The sequence below is a fragment of the Paenibacillus sp. FJAT-26967 genome (assembly GCF_001541095.1).
GTDB lineage: Bacteria > Bacillota > Bacilli > Paenibacillales > NBRC-103111 > Paenibacillus_F.
On sequence record NZ_LMXH01000001.1, the window covers coordinates 1381225 to 1399154 of the forward strand.

The following is a 17930-nucleotide window of genomic DNA, read 5'->3' on the forward strand; positions in this document are numbered from 1 at the left end:
GAATCGGGGGCTTTATTTATTGTCATTTCTTCTTTTCAGATCATCGTAGACGCAGACGCATGTCCCGTCAAAAACGAGATCGTACAAGTTGCTTTACGATATTCGGTTCCTGTTCTTATGGTGGCTTCTTTTGATCACCGGCTTCAAGAGCAGGAAGGAGTTCAAATCGTACAGGTCGACCGCTCGGATCAATCCGTCGATTTGTTTATTGCTAACCATATCCACCGTGGAGATGTGCTTGTAACGCAAGATTTCGGACTGGCTGCTATCGGTTTAGGTAAGGGGGCGGTATGCTTATCTAATCGGGGTCAGGAGTATACGAACCAGACCATTGATTTTCTGCTCGATAGGCGCCACACCCAAGGAAAACTACGCCGTGGAGGTAAACATTCCAAGGGACCTAACCCCTTTTCAAGCGAAGATAGAGAATTTTTTCTACATGGTTTGACAAAAGTTTTACGTCGTTTGCAGGAGAATAGGCCTGTTTAGCGAATACGTATAGTTGTTTACCGCACATGAAGCTTTTTTTAAGGATTGAAGGTGGGGGAAATGGGTTACGGACGCATCCCGGATGAAGTGATTGAAGCTGTTTTGCAGCGACATGACATCGCCGATGTTATCGGCAAATACGTCCATTTGACCAAACAGGGCCACTACCTGAAAGGGCTTTGCCCCTTTCACTCGGAGAAGACACCTTCCTTTACCGTTACGCCTGAGAAACAAATTTATCATTGTTTCGGATGCGGATCTGGCGGGAATATGTTTCAATTTCTTCGGGAAATCGAAGGGTACTCGTTCGGTGAGGCAGTCAGCCATCTTGCGGAAGAAGCGGGCATTCCCGTTACTTGGGAAGATTCAAACCTGGGACAAAATCCCCAGCAGATGGACCGGTCCAAGCTGCTTGAAGCCTACGAGAAAGCGGCCAAGCTGTACCGTTACATTTTAATGAACACCGATCAAGGTAAAAATGCGCTGGATTATGTGCGACGCCGGCAGATGTCGGATAAATTGATCGATAGTTTTCAAATCGGATATGCTCCCGCGATGTGGGATACGCTTGTCCAGCAGCTGCAAAAAGCGGGATATGATCTTCCGCTTATGGAGCGCGGCGGGCTGATATCCGCACGCTCTGAAGGGGACGGATATATCGATAAGTTCCGGGACCGGGTAATTTTCCCGATCTGGGACGCTCAAGGCAAGGTGATCGCCTTCGGCGGCCGGGCTATAGGTGAGGTACAGCCCAAATATTTAAATAGTCCCGAAACCATGCTGTTTAACAAAAGCCGGGTGCTGTACAATTTCCATCAGGCACGCCCGCATATTCGGAAAACGAATACCATGGTTCTGTTTGAGGGTTATATGGACGTGGTAAAAGCGTGGGAAGCCGGAGTGAAGCACGGGGTCGGTACAATGGGCACCGCACTTACACCGGAGCATGCTGAAGTGATCCGGCGCAACGCAGGAAAAGTTGTCATCTGTTATGACGGAGATTCAGCAGGCCAGAACGCGGCTTATAAAGCTATTCCCCTGCTCGAACAAGCCGGATTGGAAGTAAAAGTAGCTATGCTGCCGGATGCCAAAGATCCGGATGAATTTATTACCGCATACGGCGCCGAGCGATTTGTACGGGATATTATCGAATATGCCGCACCCTCGATCAAATACAAGCTGCACTACGTCCGCCGGCATTTCCGCCTCCAAGAGGAAGGGGATCGGCTGCGTTACCAGCAGACGGCCCTGAAGATGATTGCGGATCTGAGTTCGATCGAACGTGAACATTATTTAAAACAATTGGCATCGGAATTCGACACATCCTACGAGTCCCTTAAGCAAGATCTTGCCAATCACCGGACCAAAAGCGAAAAAAACCTCACGTTCAGGGATAATATCGACGCTCCGTGGAATAATGGTAGGCAGAATAGGAAGGAAAAGCCAAAGACGCCTCTTTATCCGGCTTATCACAATGCGGAACGACAACTGCTTGCCATTATGATGCACGATCAGGACGTATGTGCCCATGTGGAAGAGCGGCTAGGCGATGAATTTAACGTGGATGCCCATGCGGTTCTTGCAGCTTATTTATATGCTTTTTACGCTCAGAATCCCATGCCTAATGTAAGCCGGTATATGGCTATGCTGCAGGATGACAAACTCGAATCTTTGGCTAGTTCTATCGCGATGATCGGCGCAAGACATGGCATTAATGAAACGGTTATTGATGATTACATTAAAGAAATCAAAAAATACCCGAAGCAGCAGGAAATAGTGAAAAAAAGAGAAGAAATGGTCCGTGCGGAGCGTTCGGGAGATCCATTGCAGGCCGCACAAATTCTTAGTGAAATCATTGCCCTAGAGAAACAGCTTAAGTTATCGTAACGAAAGGTTCCGGATAATCTAGGGAGGAGGGAGTTGGATTATGGCGAACGATCAACATACTGATATCGAAACCGAGTTGACCTTGGAGCAAGTAAAGGATCAGCTAATTGAATTAGGCAAGAAACGTTCCTCACTCACTTATAAAGATATTACGGAACGGTTGGCTCCTTACGATCAAGATCCGGAACAGATTGATGAGTTCTTTGAACAATTATCTGAAATGGGTATTGATGTTGGAAACGAATCCGATGAAGAAGAAGGAAGACCGAAGTCGGATGATCAGGACAATGAAGAATTTAGTTTTGAAGATGATCTGACTCTACCGCCAGGCATTAAAATTAATGATCCTGTCCGTATGTATCTGAAAGAAATAGGTCGTGTTCCGCTTCTCTCTGCAGATGATGAAGTGGGCTTGGCCAAGCGTATTAATGAGGGAGACGAAGAAGCGAAGCGCCGTTTGGCGGAAGCAAACCTCCGTCTCGTTGTCAGTATCGCCAAACGCTATGTCGGCCGCGGCATGCTTTTCCTGGATCTGATTCAGGAAGGCAACATGGGTTTGATCAAAGCGGTTGAGAAATTCGATCATAACAAAGGCTTCAAGTTCAGTACGTACGCGACATGGTGGATTCGCCAGGCGATTACGCGTGCCATTGCGGACCAGGCCAGAACGATCCGGATCCCGGTTCATATGGTTGAGACGATCAACAAATTGATCCGTGTCTCTCGTCAACTGCTCCAGGAACTCGGGCGTGAACCTACTCCAGAGGAAATCGCCAAAGAAATGGAACTCAGTACCGATAAAGTTCGGGAAATTATGAAGATTGCCCAAGAACCTGTCTCGCTCGAAACACCGATTGGCGAGGAAGATGATTCGCATTTGGGGGATTTCATTGAGGACCAGGAAGCACTTGCTCCGGCAGATGCAGCGGCTTACGAGCTCTTGAAAGAACAGCTTGAGGATGTGCTTGATACACTGACTGAGCGTGAGGAGAATGTACTCCGTCTGCGTTTTGGCCTGGATGACGGCCGGACCCGGACGCTGGAAGAAGTGGGCAAAGTATTCGGAGTTACCCGCGAAAGGATTCGTCAGATTGAAGCCAAAGCGCTTCGCAAACTGAGACATCCTAGCCGCAGTAAACGGTTGAAAGATTTTCTCGAGTAGCCCATACATTGTACCCGCCATCCGGCGGGTTTCTTTCTTTTCTGCTGAAGCGTACCAATTGTGCTGGCCTGCATGGTAAAGGCGATGATAATGTCTGGTACGATAAGGTAAGGTATAGGGGCAGCTTACGGAGGTCATCGTTCTTCTTAGGTTGGATCTTCTTCATTCCTGGAGAGGCAGATCCGTCGGCCCTTATGTACGGACGTATTTGATTGCTGATTATTGAACCTGTGAGTTGGCACGTACTGTGTACTGCAACCTGCATGGCCCTCAGGTCTAGAAATCTATGTAAAGTGGATGGGCGATTCAGCGGATAAAAAACTCGGCAGTAATTCCTTCTCAAGTTAAGACTGCAGCCGACCGATAAAGTTCTTGGGAAGGTGAAGAGAATGGAACAAGACAAAAGAGCTCTTATCGTAAAAGAAATCGAGCAGTGGCGCAGATCCAAACTGCTTCCGGCTCAATACTGCGATTTTCTCCTTAATTTGTATATGGAGGATGGACAAGAACCATCCAAACGGGTATTTGGAATATCAGCCAAATCCATACGGACGAGCCATTGGAAATTCTGGCTGGCAGCTGTAATCGGTGTTATGATAATGTCCTTAACGCTTCTCAATTTTAACTCTTTTGGAATTTCATTGCAAATTGGCGTTTCCGCTGTTTTTGTTGTATGTTGGTATATAATCAGTTTCAGGCAAAAAGATGAAGCGCCGCTTAAAGCGCATTTGTCATCCGGCATTGCTTCCGCTTCATTGATTGGCTTCGGAGTCTGGATTCTGTATGCCAACGGATTGGGACAGCAGCTGCCGGTCGGCATTTTCATCGCGCTTTGCGGTGCCGTGTGGCTGCTGGCCGGGCTGGCCGGGAAATTCCCGATGCTGCAGTACTGCGGCTGGATCGGTCTTCTCGTGACATACGGATTTATACTCAGTGACAGGCTGGAACCGGCTACCTGGTACAAGCTTCAGCTTGGATGGCTGCCGATCAGTTTTGTACTGATGTGGGGAGGCTGGCTGATCCAGCACCGCTGGAAAAAGCCGGGAGTGGTTATGCTTCTGGCAGGTGCAACTGTCTGGTTCGCTCCGGAATTGTTTGGACTTGCCTGGGGAACTTCAGCCGAACAACTGCTTCAACTTTCTTTAATCGGAAAAGTGGCAGCGGCCGGAGTCGCTCTTTTTGCCTACCGGAAAAATTGGACGGAATGGGTTGCTTAAATATGGTTAAATTATCCAAGAGGTTATTTACAATAGCAAATTTAGTGCCCCAAGGGGCCAGGCTAGCCGACATCGGCTCGGACCACGCACTGCTTCCAACCTATCTGGTTCAGCAGGGCAGGGTCCCTTTTGCCGTCGCAGGCGAAGTTAATAAAGGGCCCAAAGAAGCCGCAGAACGCCAAGTACGGGATGCAGGATTGACCGGCCGTATCGAAGTTCGGCTGGGCAACGGGCTTGCCGTTCTAAAGCCAGGTGAAGTAGATGCGGTTAGCATTGCGGGAATGGGAGGGGCTTTGATTGCCTCTATTCTGGATGCAGGTCAAGAGAAGCTTCAGAACGTGCGGACGCTGATTCTCCAGCCTAATGTAGGGGAAGATCTGGTCAGACGCTGGCTGCGCCAGCATGGATGGCATCTTGCGGCAGAGACCATACTAGAAGAAGATGGCAAAATCTATGAAGTGCTGACTGCTGTCCGGATGGAAGCGGAGCACCGTGCGGACGTTCCTCTATATGCGGAAAGAACGGTGGAGGAAACGACCCTGCGATTGACGGAAGAAACCCTTCTTAGAATGGGTCCTTATTTGATCCGGGAACCGAAGGATGCCTGGTTTAAAAAATGGGAGTACGAAATGGATAAACTGGATATGATCCGCAAGCAGCTGGAGCGATCGACTTCTGAATCCGCAGATGACAAGCGTGCGGAGCTTGAAGCGGAGAACAACCGGATCAGGGAGGTTTTGACATGTTTGCGAAAGGACAGACCGTAATTCAGCTCTTTGAAAAGTTGGCGCCGAAGCATTACGCGGTACCCGATGATAGAATCGGGTTGCAGCTGGGTTCGCTGCAGAAAGAAATCAAGAAGATCCTGGTGGCGCTGGATGTGACCGATGAAGTGGTAGAAGAAGCAATCCGCACGGAGGCCGATTTGATCATTGCTCATCATGCGATTATTTTCAGACCGCTTAAAAATTTACAGACAGACACGCCGGCTGGCCGTTTATATGAGAAGCTTATTAAACATGATATTGCGGTTTATATCGCGCATACGAATCTGGATGTGGCCGAGGGCGGCATCAATGATCTGATGGCGGAAGCGCTCGGTTTGACGGACCTGACTCCGCTTGATGAAGTACATACAGACAAGCTGAGCAAGCTTGTCGTGTTCGTGCCGCAGACGCACCACGAGCAGGTGCTGGAAGCACTTTTCAATGCGGGAGCGGGCTGGATCGGCGATTACAGCCACTGCAGCTTTAATATACCGGGCACGGGCACGTTCCTACCGCGGGAGGGAACGAGTCCCTTCCTGGGCAAGCAGGGCAAGCTGGAGCGCGCAGACGAGGTGCGGGTCGAGACCATCGTGCCCGCGAGTGTCCAGCGGGCCGTCATTCAGGCGATGCTGAAGGCGCATCCGTATGAGGAAGTCGCGTATGACCTGTACGCGATGGACCTCAAAGGCCGCACCTTCGGCCTCGGCCGCGCCGGCAAGCTGCCGCAGCCGGTTACGCTTGGCGAATTGGCTGAAGCGGCCAAGCAAGCCTACGACGTGCCGGCTGTACGCGTAGTCGGCGATCTCGGCCGCACCGTCCGCAAAGCTGCGGTGCTCGGAGGCTCCGGCGGCCGTTACGTGCGGCATGCGATGTTTGCGGGGGCTGATGTCCTTGTGACCGGGGACATCGATTATCACACCGCACACGACGCCCTGGCGGCCGGCATGTGCCTCATCGACGTGGGACATAACGTCGAGAAGATCATGAAGCGCGCCGTTGCGGATTACATGAACCGCGCGCTTGCAGAGAAGAAATATGCCACCTCGGCCGCCGCTTCGGAGCCGAGTACGGAGCCTTTCCAATTCGTTTGAAGCTGAATTGGATGAACTCCCAAGCATTCACGGTTGAATTTCAGACGGATTCGCTGTATACTAGCAAATGAATTCGGAAAGTTTGACAGACAATCGCTGGCAGTGTTCGCACTGCGAGAGGAAAGTCCGGGCTCCATAGGGCAGGGTGCTGGATAACGTCCAGTCAGCGCGAGCTGAAGGATAGTGCCACAGAAATGGACCGCCGATGGCGCTTATGGCGCACAGGCAAGGGTGGAACCGTGGTGTAAGAGACCACGAGGGGTACTGGTGACTTTACCCCTGGTAAACCCCACTTGGAGCAAGACCTAATGGGACGCGGTGTGCAGGCTCTGCCTGTAGACAGCCTTAGCCCGAGGCGCGTCTGGGTTGGTCGCTTGAGCTGTATAGCAATGTATGGCCTAGATAGATGATTGTCACTTCAATGGTGGGAGGGTGTCGTAGCCCGCTGCACCACCGGAAGGACAGAACCCGGCTTACGGCAAGCTTTCCATCCATACGACAACGGAAAACCGCTTGTTATCTTCGGATAACAAGCGGTTTTTTTATGTTTGTTACAACTTTGAAGTCAACGAACGGCAGGAACCGGTACAGCGGACGGCGATCCAGCCTGCACGGGTCCTTTGCCGGTGGCGGATTGGATGGCTCTCTCGACATCAATCAACCCATAGCCAAAATCGTTATCACGGCCCTTACTGCCCAGATCCTGAGCCGTTTGGCGCATAATGTCCATGATCTCGGTATTTTTGAGTGAAGGGTTGGCAGAACGGAGAAGAGCGGCCAGAGCAGTTACATGCGGGCATGCCATAGAGGTGCCGGATAAGGCGGCATACTGGTTGTTCGGATAAGTGCTTGCGATACTTACACCAGGCGCTGCTGCATCGATATAGTCCCCATAGTTGGAAAATGGAGCCCGCTTGTTCCCGGAATCGGTTGCTCCTACAGCAAAAACTTCCGGATAAGCGGCAGGGTAACCCGGACGCTCCGTATTATCGTTGCCGCTGGCCGCGATAAGGACCACATCCTTGTTGTAGGCATATTTAATAGCCTCATGGAGAAAGTCGGAGCTGGCATAGTTTCCCAGGCTCATGTTTATAACTTTGGCTCCGTGATCAGTAGCCCATATGATTCCCTGTGCAACGGCATAAGTGCTGCCGACTCCGCTATTGTCGAGCACCTTGACAGGCATAATTTTGTTGTACCAGGTCATTCCGGCTACACCCAGCCCGTTATTTACCTGAGCACCGATTATGCCGGCGACATGGGTCCCGTGTCCGACATCGTCTGCCGGTTTGCCTGTTGAATCGATTGCGTTGAAACCTTCTACGAGCTGGCCTTTTAAATCTTCATGATCCAAATCCACGCCCGTATCGATCACCGCGACAGTGATGTCCTGATTTCCTTTATTCACATTCCAGCCCCTGAGCGTATCGGTTATAGGCAAATTCCATTGATACTTGGAGAAAAGAGCATCGTTGGGAATCACGTCCGGTTCTGCGGCGGCTTCATGGCGTTTTTGGCTGCGGTCCGATTTACCTCCCGGCCACCAGTCGAAAAACCACCCGAGCGGTTTCGTGCCTCTTGAGAGATCATTGGATTCGTAAATGTAATGCGGCTCCACAAATCGGACGTCCGTCCTTTTACGGAAATAGTCCATTAACTGCCGCGCCTCCAGGGTGCGTGCTGTAATAATATAAGTATCGCCGATTTGCTTGATCTTCGTAGCTCCGGTTTCAAGCTTGATTCTCGACAGATCGCTGTCTTTCAGAGCTCTGTGGAACTGCACCACGACATCATGGCGTTCATAGTGGCTGGTTCCTTCATGTTCTTCCGGATGAGCGACACGCCGGGGCTGTAAAGTTTCGGTATCGACCGATTTTATTTTCCATCCTGTTTTCTGCTCATCGTTAAAAGATTTCAGGCGCAGGTTTTTTAACTGGTGGTTAGAAACCTGCTGGACAATGGTTTGTTTGACGATCGCCGTTATTGCGCTTTTTTTATCAGAAGAGGGCACGCTCGCGACAAAATAAGGTTTTTGATTAATCACAAAATTAGGAGAAAGATACGTTTTGGATGAGGCTGCGGATTTCCTGGCTTCTTCTAAATAAGGGGCGGCAGCCTGCGCAATATCCTTGTTGAGCTTGCCCGAGATGATTTCAGAACCGCCGGAAGAGGCTGCAGGGGTCCAGATGAGCCGAATCATATGTTCATGAGACTGCTGCATTTGGCGCAGTTTGTCTTGAATCCGGCCGGCATCCTGATCCTTCAAAGAGGCGTGAAGGCTGTTTACATGAATCAGGCACTGGTTGCGGCAGAGTTCCCCGGTTGTGGCCATATCCTGGGCGACTAAAGCTTGCTTGTACCTCAGTTCCGCTTCAGGCTCCATACGCCTTGCCTCGGGGCCGCTGCTGCAGGCACTGAGAAGGATAAGGCCGGTCATTGCTATATGATGAAGAACGACTTTTTGACGCCGCATAGAACTGCCCCCTTTCCTTTGATGAGGTCGATAAAAGTAGGGTGGGATACCGGTTCGAATTTTATGCACCGCGCGAATTAAGCTGGCGGAATCGGGTACCTTTTCCAGAGAAAGTATGATACTATATGGGTGGACTGAGCTGGGCGCGAGGTTCCCGCTCTGTTAACTAGAGGAGGTCATAACCGCAATGGCAATGGATAATGTAAAGAAGACATGTGAGAGAACGCGAAAGAAATTGAAAGATGCAATCGATCTTATGGAACCGTTTCTGAATACCTATTCCCTCCCTCAGCTTAATGCGGAGGAAAACTCCGAGATGGAAGATTTCTACCGCGCCTATTTGCAGGACACACGTCATCTGCTTGTATTTTGTGAAGTCGCTTATGAGAAGCTTGGTGTAAGTCTGCGGAGACCCACATTCAATGTTGAATTTACTCAGAAAGTGCTTTATGAGGTGTATCACAACTGCATTAGTCCTTTCTTTTATCCCAAAAATGAATGCTACTCGGAAGATGGCCGCTACGCTTATACCGGACAAGACGCCATTCGTTTCCGTAAAAAACCTACTCGCGAACTGCGCGATCTGACCATTGAATTGTCCAAAATTTTTGAAGAGCTACGCGAAGAACTGGCCTACTATGAGAATGACTATATTACTCAGCGCCGCATGCAGGGCGAAAGGGTTTAAAATAGAAAATGAACAGCCTCCCGGTTTCCGGGAGGTTTTTTTGTGTGTACGGATGATTGCGGCATGGACCTATGGACCGTGTGGGAGGAAGACTGTCAGGTTGTGTCAGCGGCGGAAGGGGATAGAGGGGAGCGCTTGGGGAATTCTACTCTTCAGGAGGTGATTAACATGCCAGAAGTAAAATGTGCCGTATCCAACTGCGCCTATTGGGGACAAGGGAACAACTGCCGTGCGGATGTCATCATGATCGAGACCGACAAGCATGCGAGTGCGGATCTTTCCTCTGAATTTGCCGGCGAAACATTTGATGTGAATCACAAAGACAAAGCCAGCAATGCGGCGAACACCTGCTGTCACACGTTCAAGGAAAAGAATAAGTAAACCGTCACCGATTCCTTATAAAGGCCGGAGGTGTTAGGTGTGGATCACAAAAAGCACGCGCATAAGCATAAGCACAAACATGCCAATGACGGACATGGTGCGGGCGGGGCTCATCGGGAAGCCAAACCGGAAGCCGCCCCCGGAATCGAAGGGGAACCGGTGAATACGATCGATCTGGGTGCGAACGAGGAGTATGCAGCCGAGCTCTCGCCGGCAGATCCAAGTCTGAGCAATGCGGATAAGGCGGAGCGCGGCATACCGGACAACTGGATGAATGCCAGAACACTCGGTATGATGGCCATGGGTTCGTCTATTCTGTCATTCTTTCTTCTTCCGCTGTTTCTGGGATCGCTGGGAATGCTGCTTGGATTTATGGCATTCTCCGATGGCCGCAAAGCGCTCGGCGGCTGGGCGATTGCTCTTGGACTCATCAGTTTTGTGTCCAAACTGGCATTTGTTCCTTTTTTATTTTAAATCAAATTGAGCAGGTCCTAAGGGATCTGCTTTTTTTATTTGTTTTGGGTCCTGAGGGATACGGTACGCTGTCGTGCGCTTGTATTTTTGTGTGCCCTTCACCGGCAACAATTAGACTAAGACCCGCGAAAAAGGTATAATTTGCTGATACATGTAGTACCTGACAGGAAGAAATGGAGGAACCTTTTTTGGAAACGGAACAAAAACAGGCTATGGAGCTTGTCAGCGTAACGAAGAAAATCGGCGGGCGCATTATTATCGACAACCTGTCTTTTACCGTTCGGCAGGGGGAAATATGCGGTTTTCTAGGACCGAACGGTTCGGGTAAAACGACGACAATACGGATGATGGTCGGACTGATGGCTATGACCGCAGGTGAGATCCGGATTGCCGGGTATTCAATCCGCACTCACCGGGCGCAGGCACTGGCAAGAGTGGGCGCCATTGTAGAGAATCCGGAATTGTACCCGTATATGACGGGGCGGAAGAACATGATCCATTTTGCGCGTATGGCTGCAGAGCCAGTTTCTGACCAGCGAATCAATGAAATCGTGGACCTGGTAGGACTGAGTGACGCCATTCACGACAAAGTCAAAACCTACTCGCTCGGGATGCGGCAGCGCCTCGGAATTGCGCAGGCTCTGCTACATAAACCGACTGTCCTCATTCTGGACGAGCCGACTAACGGACTGGACCCGGCGGGTATTCGCGAATTGCGGGACTATCTGCGGGAACTGGCCCGGCAGGAGAAAATCGCGATTCTTATCTCTTCTCATCTGCTGGCAGAAGTGGAATTGATCTGTGACCGGGCCCTTATTATCCAAAGCGGCCGGCTTGTAGGAGAACGGGCCGTAAGGGGGACTGCCGGAGAAGATGAGCTTGTTCTGGTGGAACTCGAACTGAAAGGAATGGAAAGAGCCGGGGAATCGGATTCCTCTGCCCAAGGCTACGGGCTTGTGAAGCGGGAAAGCGGTATTTATACGGCAAATATATCGAAATCGGCCATTCCGGAGCTTGTCGCTGACCTCGTGCGGGATGGGATTGAAGTGTATCAGGTCGCGATACGTAAACCGACCCTTGAAGATACCTTCCTGCAGCTGACGAAAGGAGACGAGGCTCTATGAGGTTCTTTTCACTGATACAGAATGAAATCATGAAGCTGGCGAGTAAAAAATCAACCTGGATCTTTTATGTGTTTATCGTGCTGATCAGCTTGTTTTTGGGGATTCCCATTAAAATATGGATTCAGAGTTATATAGGGAACTACGTTAGTTTCAGCAGTACCGTGATTATGGTCTGCTCCCTGTTCATTACGCTGTTTGCCCTTGTGCTGGGTGCGCAGACAGTGACGGAAGAGTACAAGGACGGCACCATTAAACAACTGCTTATCAGGCCCGCCGGCCGGACATCGGTCCTGATGGCCAAATATGTTTCCTGCCTGCTGACAGCGCTCCTGGCGTACATGCTGCTCTTCGTCAGTTCCATTGCCGTCGGAGCTGCGTTGTTCGGAACAGAACCGCTGGCGGAGCAGGAATTTATTGTTCATTTCAAATCAGTTTTATATGCCCTGCCGGATCTGATCTTCATGTACACACTTGCTTTCGTTATTGGAACGGTATTCCGCAGCAGTGCGCTGGCGATTACGATCGCCGTGGTGATGAATATGGCGGGATCTGTTTTTGCCGTCCTCCAATACGATTGGGCCAAATATTTGATTTTTAACAATACGAATTGGACTATGTATGACCCTAATCCGCATGTTTCTGAAGGGCTCTCGCCTCCATTCCCGGGCATGACGTTCGGATTTTCCTTCACGATCTATCTGGCGTATTGGATTGTTCTGATGGGCATAACGATCTATATTTTCCGTAAACGGGATATTGCTTAAAAAGAGTGCCGGCGGCAGATGAGTTCCCATCCACTAAAAAAAGATAGGGAAACATCGCCGCAAAGGTTCAAAATCAGATTACAGCTGCCGATATACTCCTTATACACATGAAATGGGATAACTAATTGGGGATGACGATGATGAACGGCATAGATCCTAGATTAATGAAAGAAATTTTAAAGCTCGAGATGCTGAATAAATCAGCGCTTGTCAGCGGAGCGAGCGGAGGATCAGCAGGCACAGGAGCAGCGGAAGGCGAATTCGGTTCTATGCTGAACGCGCTGCTGTTGGAGCAAGCGGGTCTGGATTCAGGAACAGAAGCGGCAGGATCCTTGCCCCTTCAGGCTCTGCAGACAGGCTGGAGCGGCTTGAGCGGAGAAGATCTGGCGGCAGGGACCGCGCAGATGAGTCCGGCGGCTCTTAACCAGGCGCTGAGATCTTATGGGTCGGCATCAACTCCCGCTTCTGCGCCTGTATCCAGAGGTGAAGGGGCTTACGATGCCTTTATCGCGCAGGCAAGCTCCCGGACCGGCGTTGATCCTGCCCTGATTAAGGCCGTGATCCGTCAGGAGTCCTCTTTCAATACAACCGTCGTTTCGAAAGCGGGAGCCAAAGGGCTAATGCAGCTGATGGACGGTACGGCCAAGGGCTTGGGCGTAACGAACCCCTTTGATCCGCAGCAAAGTATTGAAGGCGGGGCGCAGTACCTTTCCTATCAGCTTAAACGTTTCGACGGCAATGTGGGTACAGCTTTAGCCGCTTATAATGCCGGTCCGAACCGGGTTAGCAGGCTGGGGATCAAGAATGACAAGGATCTACTAGAGAAAATGCACCTGCTGCCTACAGAGACACAGCAGTATGTGAAAAAGGTTATGAATCATATGGAACGTTATGAACGTGATTTTCCTCAAGTGTAACGATTCGGATGGAGAAGCGGCAGCCCCTCAAAGGTCTGCCGCTTTTCTTATGGCAGAAGGTTATGCCGCAGAAACAAAAGTAACCGATCGGAAGTACAGACAAGGATAACGCTGATTAGGGCTTAGGCAGCGGCTTGTATTAAGAATGGATTTGCGATTTAATGGGGAAAGGGCCAATAGGACCCCTATTGATTTTTTATCGCTTCGCTAGACGAAAGGACAGAATATATATGCTTTATTTGGATAATGCCGCCACGACACCACCTTACGAAGAAGTTGTTACAACCGTAGCGGATGTGATGCGTCAGCATTACGGAAATCCTTCTTCAATCCACCGGATCGGTATGGATGCGCAGAAGCTGGTAAGCCGCGCCCGGGAAGTGATCGGCAGTGTGCTGCATGCGAAGCCTTCCGAGCTGATCTTCACTTCGGGTGGAACCGAGAGCAGTAATCTTGCCATTAAAGGAGCCGCCTACCGGTACCGGAACCGCGGCAGCCATCTTATAACCACCGCTGTTGAACATGCATCGGTAACGGCTGCTTTTGAACAGCTGGAAGCGGAAGGTTTTACGGTAACCATTCTGCCGGTCGACGACACAGGCGCGGTCACTCTGGAGCAGCTGCAGGCAGCCGTAACGGACGAAACCATCCTGGTCAGTGTCATGCATGTGAATAACGAGATGGGACGAATCCAGCCGATTGCCGAAATCGGCCGCTGGCTGCGCGGCAGGCGGACTGTATTGTTCCATGTCGATGCGGTCCAGGGGGTCGGGAAGCTTCCGCTTCATCCCGCTGAAATGGGGATCGACCTTATGAGTGCTTCGGCGCACAAGTTCAAAGGACCCAAAGGCGCAGGCTTTTTGTATAAACGGGAAGGAATCGAACTGCAGCCTCTGCTTGCAGGCGGGGGCCAGGAGCATGGGATGAGGTCAGGTACGGAGAATGTTCCGCTTATTGTCGGGATGGCCAAGGCGCTGCGCCTGGCTACCGAGAACCTGCAGGCGGATATTCAGCGCAAGCGCGCTTTCCGCGATATCGTTGCGGATGGAATCCGCTCCATGCCGGAACTTATGCTGACAGGCGCAGGCGATCCGGCGCAAATGGCGCCCCACCTGCTTCATTTTTGCTATCCGGGCATGAATTCAGAAGTTGTCGTACATGCTTTGGAACAGCGCGGCATATATATATCTACGAAGTCGGCCTGCTCGTCAGGCGTTCCCGAAGCGAGTAAGGTGCTGCTCGCGATGGGATACGACAAGCAGCGTGCTTCCAGCGGTCTGCGGGTAAGCTGGACCGAGGAGCACAGCGAATCGGATGCGCACCGGTTTGTCGGAGAGCTGCGGCAAGTGATTGACGAGCTCGTGCCGGTTACCCTTACGGACAAAGGGGGACGCAAACGATGAAACCGGATCTGCTGCTTGTACGCTTCGGTGAAATGATGCTGAAGGGCAGAAACCGCTCGCGGTTTGAGAAGAAAGTCATCCGCCAGCTGAGAGACCTTCTCATGCCCTTCCCGCAGGTGAAGCTTGTAACCGAATACGGGCGTGTCTACATCGACCTGGGGGATGAGCCCCTCGAAGAAGTGAGCCGCGCGGTCGGCAAAGTGTTCGGAATTGATTCCTACAGCCCGGTGTATACGGCTCCCTCGGATGCGGCAGCGATACAGGAGCTTGCCGCTGAATTGATGCGGAGCATCGTCACGCGTCCGCAGACGTTCAAAGTCGAGGTCAGGCGCGTGGACAAAAGTTTCCCGCACGACACGTTCGAGATGAACCGCCTGGTGGGCGGAGCGGTTCTCCGGGCATGTCCGCAGCTTAGCGTGGACGTCCGCAAACCGGAGACGACGCTGCGCGTGGAGCTGCGCGAAGGAAGAGCGCTGCTCTTCGTCCAATCGTTCGAAGGTGCGGGAGGCTACCCGCTGGGTACGAACGGGAAAGGGGTGCTTCTCCTCTCGGGCGGGATCGACAGTCCGGTAGCCGGCTGGCAGGCTATGCGCAGAGGCTTGGAGCTGGAGGCTGTTCATTTTCACAGCTATCCTTATACGAGCGAGCGGGCCAAAGAGAAAGTCATCGATCTTGCCCGCAAGCTGTCTGCCTACAGCGGAGGCAGCATGAAGCTTCACCTGGTGTCGTTCACCGAGGTGCAGACTTCTATTTATGCGGAGTATAAGGATAATTTACTCGTCACTTTACTGCGCCGTGCGATGTACCGGATAGCGGAGAGGATCGCCGAGCGTGAGAAGGCTCTTGCTCTTGTCACCGGGGAGAGCCTCGGCCAGGTAGCCAGCCAGACGCTGCCCAGCCTGAACGCGATCGGCAGAGCGGTATCTCTGCCGGTCCTCCAGCCTCTGATTACGACCGATAAGCACGATATCATCCAAATGGCTGAGCAAATTGACACCTACAACATTTCGATTCTGCCCTATGAAGATTGCTGTACGTTATTTCTGCCGCCTTCTCCAAGCACCAACCCGAATCTGCGGGTCGTGGAAGCCATAGAGCGGAAGTTTCCTCAGTTGGAAGAGTGGATAAACAGGGCGGTTGAACAAGCCGAAACCATCGTGGTTCGTGCGGACGAGGAACCGGCCCCGGATTCCTACTTCTAATTAATGGACTCATAGCGCTGTTGATCAAAGTACATCTGCATAAGCGGCGGGCTGCTGCTTGGAGGAGCCGGCGTAGTATAGGGCCGGAGGGGGAGAGGCATTATGTTGGAGCAGATCGGAATGTTCCTGCAGATCATGCTGATCAATATTGTGCTAAGCGGAGACAATGCTGTCGTGATAGCCATGGCCAGCAAGAATCTGCCTGGCGCCCAGCGCAGGCAGGCTGTCTGGTGGGGAGCTTTCGGCGCAATCGCATTAAGACTTCTTCTTACGATTGTCGCCGTCAGCGTCCTCCAAGTTCCGTTTATCCAGGCCGCAGGTTCCCTGTTGCTGCTGTGGATCGCACTCAAGCTGCTTATCGACAATGAGAGTCATTCATCGATTCCGCAGGCGTCCAGCCTCTCCAAGGCGGTCTGGACGATCGTAGTCGCGGATTTCGTCATGAGTCTCGATAACGTTCTGGCGATTGCCGCAGCTGCGGGCAACAATTTGACGGTCCTCATACTAGGCATCGGACTGAGTATTCCGATCATTATTTGGGGGAGTGCCGTAGTTGTAGAGCTGCTTGCCAAATTTCCTATTCTTATTTATATAGGTGCGGCAATTCTGGGTTACACGGCGGGGGAGATGTTCCTGAGCGATTCTCGGACGAGCGGATGGGTACTCGGCAGCTTGCCGCACTGGCCGGTGCCATTCATAGCTGCTGGATTCGTTGTGATTGCGGGACTATTGCGTAAGTGGCTTTTCACACAAAAGAGTAACACAGCTTACTAGACGAAGACCGGACCTTGGCAGGTCCGGTCTTTCTATTTGCTCAGTTCTGTGATAAACTATCCAAGAATTGGTGATAATGATTATCATTATTGATGAACAATGCGACAAATTCCAACCTAAGCTTCTTACTTATACAATTGTCGCTTGCCCTTATAAGTCTAAATGTTTACAGGCGGTGATTCAGGTTGAGTGAAGCAGATACGCAGTTCTTCAGTTTATTGGAGAATCCGGATTATTATGAGAAGTCTTTCAGAATTATTTTTGGAAAGCAGCACAGACTTAAACATTGTACCGCTGAAGCCAGGCTGCTGGATCAAGGGCTGCAGGAAGTCATGAATCATTACACAGCCCATTACGACACCAAGCGTATTCGTGCGGTGGGTGCTACTCTGTCAAGTGCGTTAAGCCTGCTAGCCGCTGCATATCTACATGCCATGTCTCATTATAACTATACGCTTATTTGCAGGCCGGATGATATCCGTATTCATTACGAGGGCGTGACGCTTTTGTTTGAACTTGGGGCGCAGCCCGAGCCCATGGATAAGGATACTGCCGGCCGTTCCGTGTGGAGAGAGGAAGCTGTCCGCAAACTTTTTACAGATTGTATCGTCCCGCTTTATTCGCGGATCGGAGAGCTCAGCCGCATCGACCGGCATACTCAGTGGTCTTTTGTAGCCAACACTCTAAGTCGAAGCTATGAAGCCTGGCTGGATGCGGCGCAGACAGAAGAGCTGAGACAGCGTTTGCTGGAAGACCGGGAATATGTGCTGCAGGCCACCGATCCTGACTGGTTCGGCGGGCCCGGCAGGAACGGAGAACATCCGCTGTATGTTGATTTTAAATTTCTGCCTGATCTATACGAAGAAGGCAGCCAGGTCCGTATGAAACCGAGATGCTGTCTCTACTATCAGCTGACCGGAACCTACTGTTACACTTGCCCGATTATTTCGGAGGAAAAAAGAGCCGAGCGGGCGAAGGAGCTTACAGGAAAAGGTTAACTTCTGTAAAGCGACAGCCCTAAGCGGCCCTGATGTCCTTTATTCACTTCTATACGCTCAGCAGTTGCAAGATGCCGTCCGCATGATGAACAATGCGAACGGCTTATTTTGTTGCCGGC

17 protein-coding genes and 1 other RNA gene are annotated in these 17930 nt (G+C 51.2%); 17 read left to right on the forward strand and 1 reads right to left on the reverse strand.

The genetic code is table 11. The annotated features are described in order from the left end of the window. Positions 1-24 precede the first annotated feature (24 nt). The 7 genes from AR333_RS06055 to rnpB all read left to right on the forward strand — a co-directional run bounded on the left by AR333_RS06055 (position 25) and on the right by rnpB (position 7104). Positions 25-489, forward strand: a complete 465-nt coding sequence (locus AR333_RS06055) for a YaiI/YqxD family protein (RefSeq protein WP_068774386.1) — start codon at positions 25-27, stop codon at positions 487-489. A gap of 60 nt (positions 490-549) precedes the next feature. After that, entirely contained in the window at positions 550-2376 is a 1827-nt protein-coding gene (dnaG, locus tag AR333_RS06060; protein WP_068774387.1) for a DNA primase, read from the forward strand. 40 nt (positions 2377-2416) lie between these two features. After that, positions 2417-3538 (forward strand): RNA polymerase sigma factor RpoD, encoded by a 1122-nt coding sequence (gene rpoD / locus AR333_RS06065; RefSeq protein WP_068774388.1) that lies wholly within the window; start codon positions 2417-2419, stop codon positions 3536-3538. 389 nt (positions 3539-3927) lie between these two features. Then, positions 3928-4755, forward strand: coding sequence for a hypothetical protein (locus tag AR333_RS06070; RefSeq protein WP_068774389.1), 828 nt, complete (start codon positions 3928-3930; stop codon positions 4753-4755). A gap of 2 nt (positions 4756-4757) precedes the next feature. Then, on the forward strand, positions 4758-5522 hold the full coding sequence (locus AR333_RS06075; RefSeq protein WP_068774390.1) for a class I SAM-dependent methyltransferase: 765 nt from the start codon (positions 4758-4760) through the stop codon (positions 5520-5522). Further along, entirely contained in the window at positions 5498-6613 is a 1116-nt protein-coding gene (locus tag AR333_RS06080) for a Nif3-like dinuclear metal center hexameric protein (RefSeq protein WP_068774391.1), read from the forward strand. Before AR333_RS06075 ends, AR333_RS06080 begins: the two co-directional genes overlap by 25 nt. A 77-nt stretch (positions 6614-6690) precedes the next feature. Beyond that, an RNA gene (gene rnpB / locus AR333_RS06085) (RNase P RNA component class A) lies at positions 6691-7104 on the forward strand. A gap of 74 nt (positions 7105-7178) precedes the next feature. On the opposite strand, the gene AR333_RS06090 is transcribed toward rnpB, so the two are convergent. After that, a complete protein-coding gene (locus tag AR333_RS06090) occupies positions 7179-9086 on the reverse strand; it encodes a S8 family peptidase (protein WP_068774392.1) in 1908 nt (635 codons plus the stop codon). Positions 9087-9273: 187 nt separating this feature from the next. On the opposite strand from AR333_RS06090, the gene AR333_RS06095 reads away from it, so the two are divergent. The 10 genes from AR333_RS06095 (at position 9274) to AR333_RS06140 (ending at position 17811) form a co-directional block, all read left to right on the forward strand. After that, positions 9274-9774, forward strand: coding sequence for a YpuI family protein (locus tag AR333_RS06095; protein WP_068774393.1), 501 nt, complete (start codon positions 9274-9276; stop codon positions 9772-9774). 168 nt (positions 9775-9942) lie between these two features. Next, positions 9943-10155, forward strand: a complete 213-nt coding sequence (locus AR333_RS06100) for a DUF1540 domain-containing protein (protein WP_068775147.1) — start codon at positions 9943-9945, stop codon at positions 10153-10155. 39 nt (positions 10156-10194) lie between these two features. Then, positions 10195-10629 carry a hypothetical protein gene (locus AR333_RS06105; protein ID WP_068774394.1) on the forward strand — a complete coding sequence of 145 codons (435 nt, stop codon included), beginning with the start codon at positions 10195-10197 and terminating at the stop codon, positions 10627-10629. A gap of 188 nt (positions 10630-10817) precedes the next feature. Continuing rightward, on the forward strand, positions 10818-11753 hold the full coding sequence (locus AR333_RS06110; RefSeq protein WP_068774395.1) for an ABC transporter ATP-binding protein: 936 nt from the start codon (positions 10818-10820) through the stop codon (positions 11751-11753). After that, a complete protein-coding gene (locus AR333_RS06115) occupies positions 11750-12517 on the forward strand; it encodes an ABC transporter permease (protein ID WP_068774396.1) in 768 nt (255 codons plus the stop codon). Before AR333_RS06110 ends, AR333_RS06115 begins: the two co-directional genes overlap by 4 nt. Positions 12518-12654: 137 nt before the next feature. Continuing rightward, the gene (locus AR333_RS06120; protein WP_253735730.1) at positions 12655-13434 is read left to right on the forward strand and encodes a lytic transglycosylase domain-containing protein; all 780 of its coding nucleotides are present in this window, start codon (positions 12655-12657) and stop codon (positions 13432-13434) included. 230 nt (positions 13435-13664) lie between these two features. Further along, positions 13665-14837 (forward strand): cysteine desulfurase family protein, encoded by a 1173-nt coding sequence (locus AR333_RS06125; protein ID WP_068774398.1) that lies wholly within the window; start codon positions 13665-13667, stop codon positions 14835-14837. Beyond that, the gene (gene thiI / locus AR333_RS06130; RefSeq protein WP_068774399.1) at positions 14834-16039 is read left to right on the forward strand and encodes a tRNA uracil 4-sulfurtransferase ThiI; all 1206 of its coding nucleotides are present in this window, start codon (positions 14834-14836) and stop codon (positions 16037-16039) included. The genes AR333_RS06125 and thiI overlap by 4 nt, the downstream gene beginning before the upstream one ends. A 102-nt stretch (positions 16040-16141) precedes the next feature. Next, positions 16142-16813, forward strand: coding sequence for a TerC family protein (locus AR333_RS06135; protein WP_068774400.1), 672 nt, complete (start codon positions 16142-16144; stop codon positions 16811-16813). A gap of 185 nt (positions 16814-16998) precedes the next feature. Further along, positions 16999-17811, forward strand: coding sequence for a (2Fe-2S)-binding protein (locus AR333_RS06140; RefSeq protein ID WP_068774401.1), 813 nt, complete (start codon positions 16999-17001; stop codon positions 17809-17811). Positions 17812-17930: the final 119 nt, after the last annotated feature.

Excerpts from the sequence above, each read along its gene's own strand:
- rpoD (WP_068774388.1), top strand. The coding sequence starts at position 2,417 with ATGGCGAACGATCAACATACTGATATCGAAACCGAGTTGACCTTGGAG.
- AR333_RS06115 (WP_068774396.1), top strand. The coding sequence starts at position 11,750 with ATGAGGTTCTTTTCACTGATACAGAATGAAATCATGAAGCTGGCGAGT.
- thiI (WP_068774399.1), top strand. The coding sequence starts at position 14,834 with ATGAAACCGGATCTGCTGCTTGTACGCTTCGGTGAAATGATGCTGAAG.
- AR333_RS06090 (WP_068774392.1), bottom strand. The coding sequence starts at position 9,086 with ATGCGGCGTCAAAAAGTCGTTCTTCATCATATAGCAATGACCGGCCTT.
- dnaG (WP_068774387.1), top strand. The coding sequence starts at position 550 with ATGGGTTACGGACGCATCCCGGATGAAGTGATTGAAGCTGTTTTGCAG.
- AR333_RS06120 (WP_253735730.1), top strand. The coding sequence starts at position 12,655 with ATGATGAACGGCATAGATCCTAGATTAATGAAAGAAATTTTAAAGCTC.
- AR333_RS06135 (WP_068774400.1), top strand. The coding sequence starts at position 16,142 with ATGTTGGAGCAGATCGGAATGTTCCTGCAGATCATGCTGATCAATATT.
- AR333_RS06125 (WP_068774398.1), top strand. The coding sequence starts at position 13,665 with ATGCTTTATTTGGATAATGCCGCCACGACACCACCTTACGAAGAAGTT.
- AR333_RS06100 (WP_068775147.1), top strand. The coding sequence starts at position 9,943 with ATGCCAGAAGTAAAATGTGCCGTATCCAACTGCGCCTATTGGGGACAA.
- AR333_RS06075 (WP_068774390.1), top strand. The coding sequence starts at position 4,758 with ATGGTTAAATTATCCAAGAGGTTATTTACAATAGCAAATTTAGTGCCC.
- AR333_RS06080 (WP_068774391.1), top strand. The coding sequence starts at position 5,498 with ATGTTTGCGAAAGGACAGACCGTAATTCAGCTCTTTGAAAAGTTGGCG.
- AR333_RS06095 (WP_068774393.1), top strand. The coding sequence starts at position 9,274 with ATGGCAATGGATAATGTAAAGAAGACATGTGAGAGAACGCGAAAGAAA.
- AR333_RS06070 (WP_068774389.1), top strand. The coding sequence starts at position 3,928 with ATGGAACAAGACAAAAGAGCTCTTATCGTAAAAGAAATCGAGCAGTGG.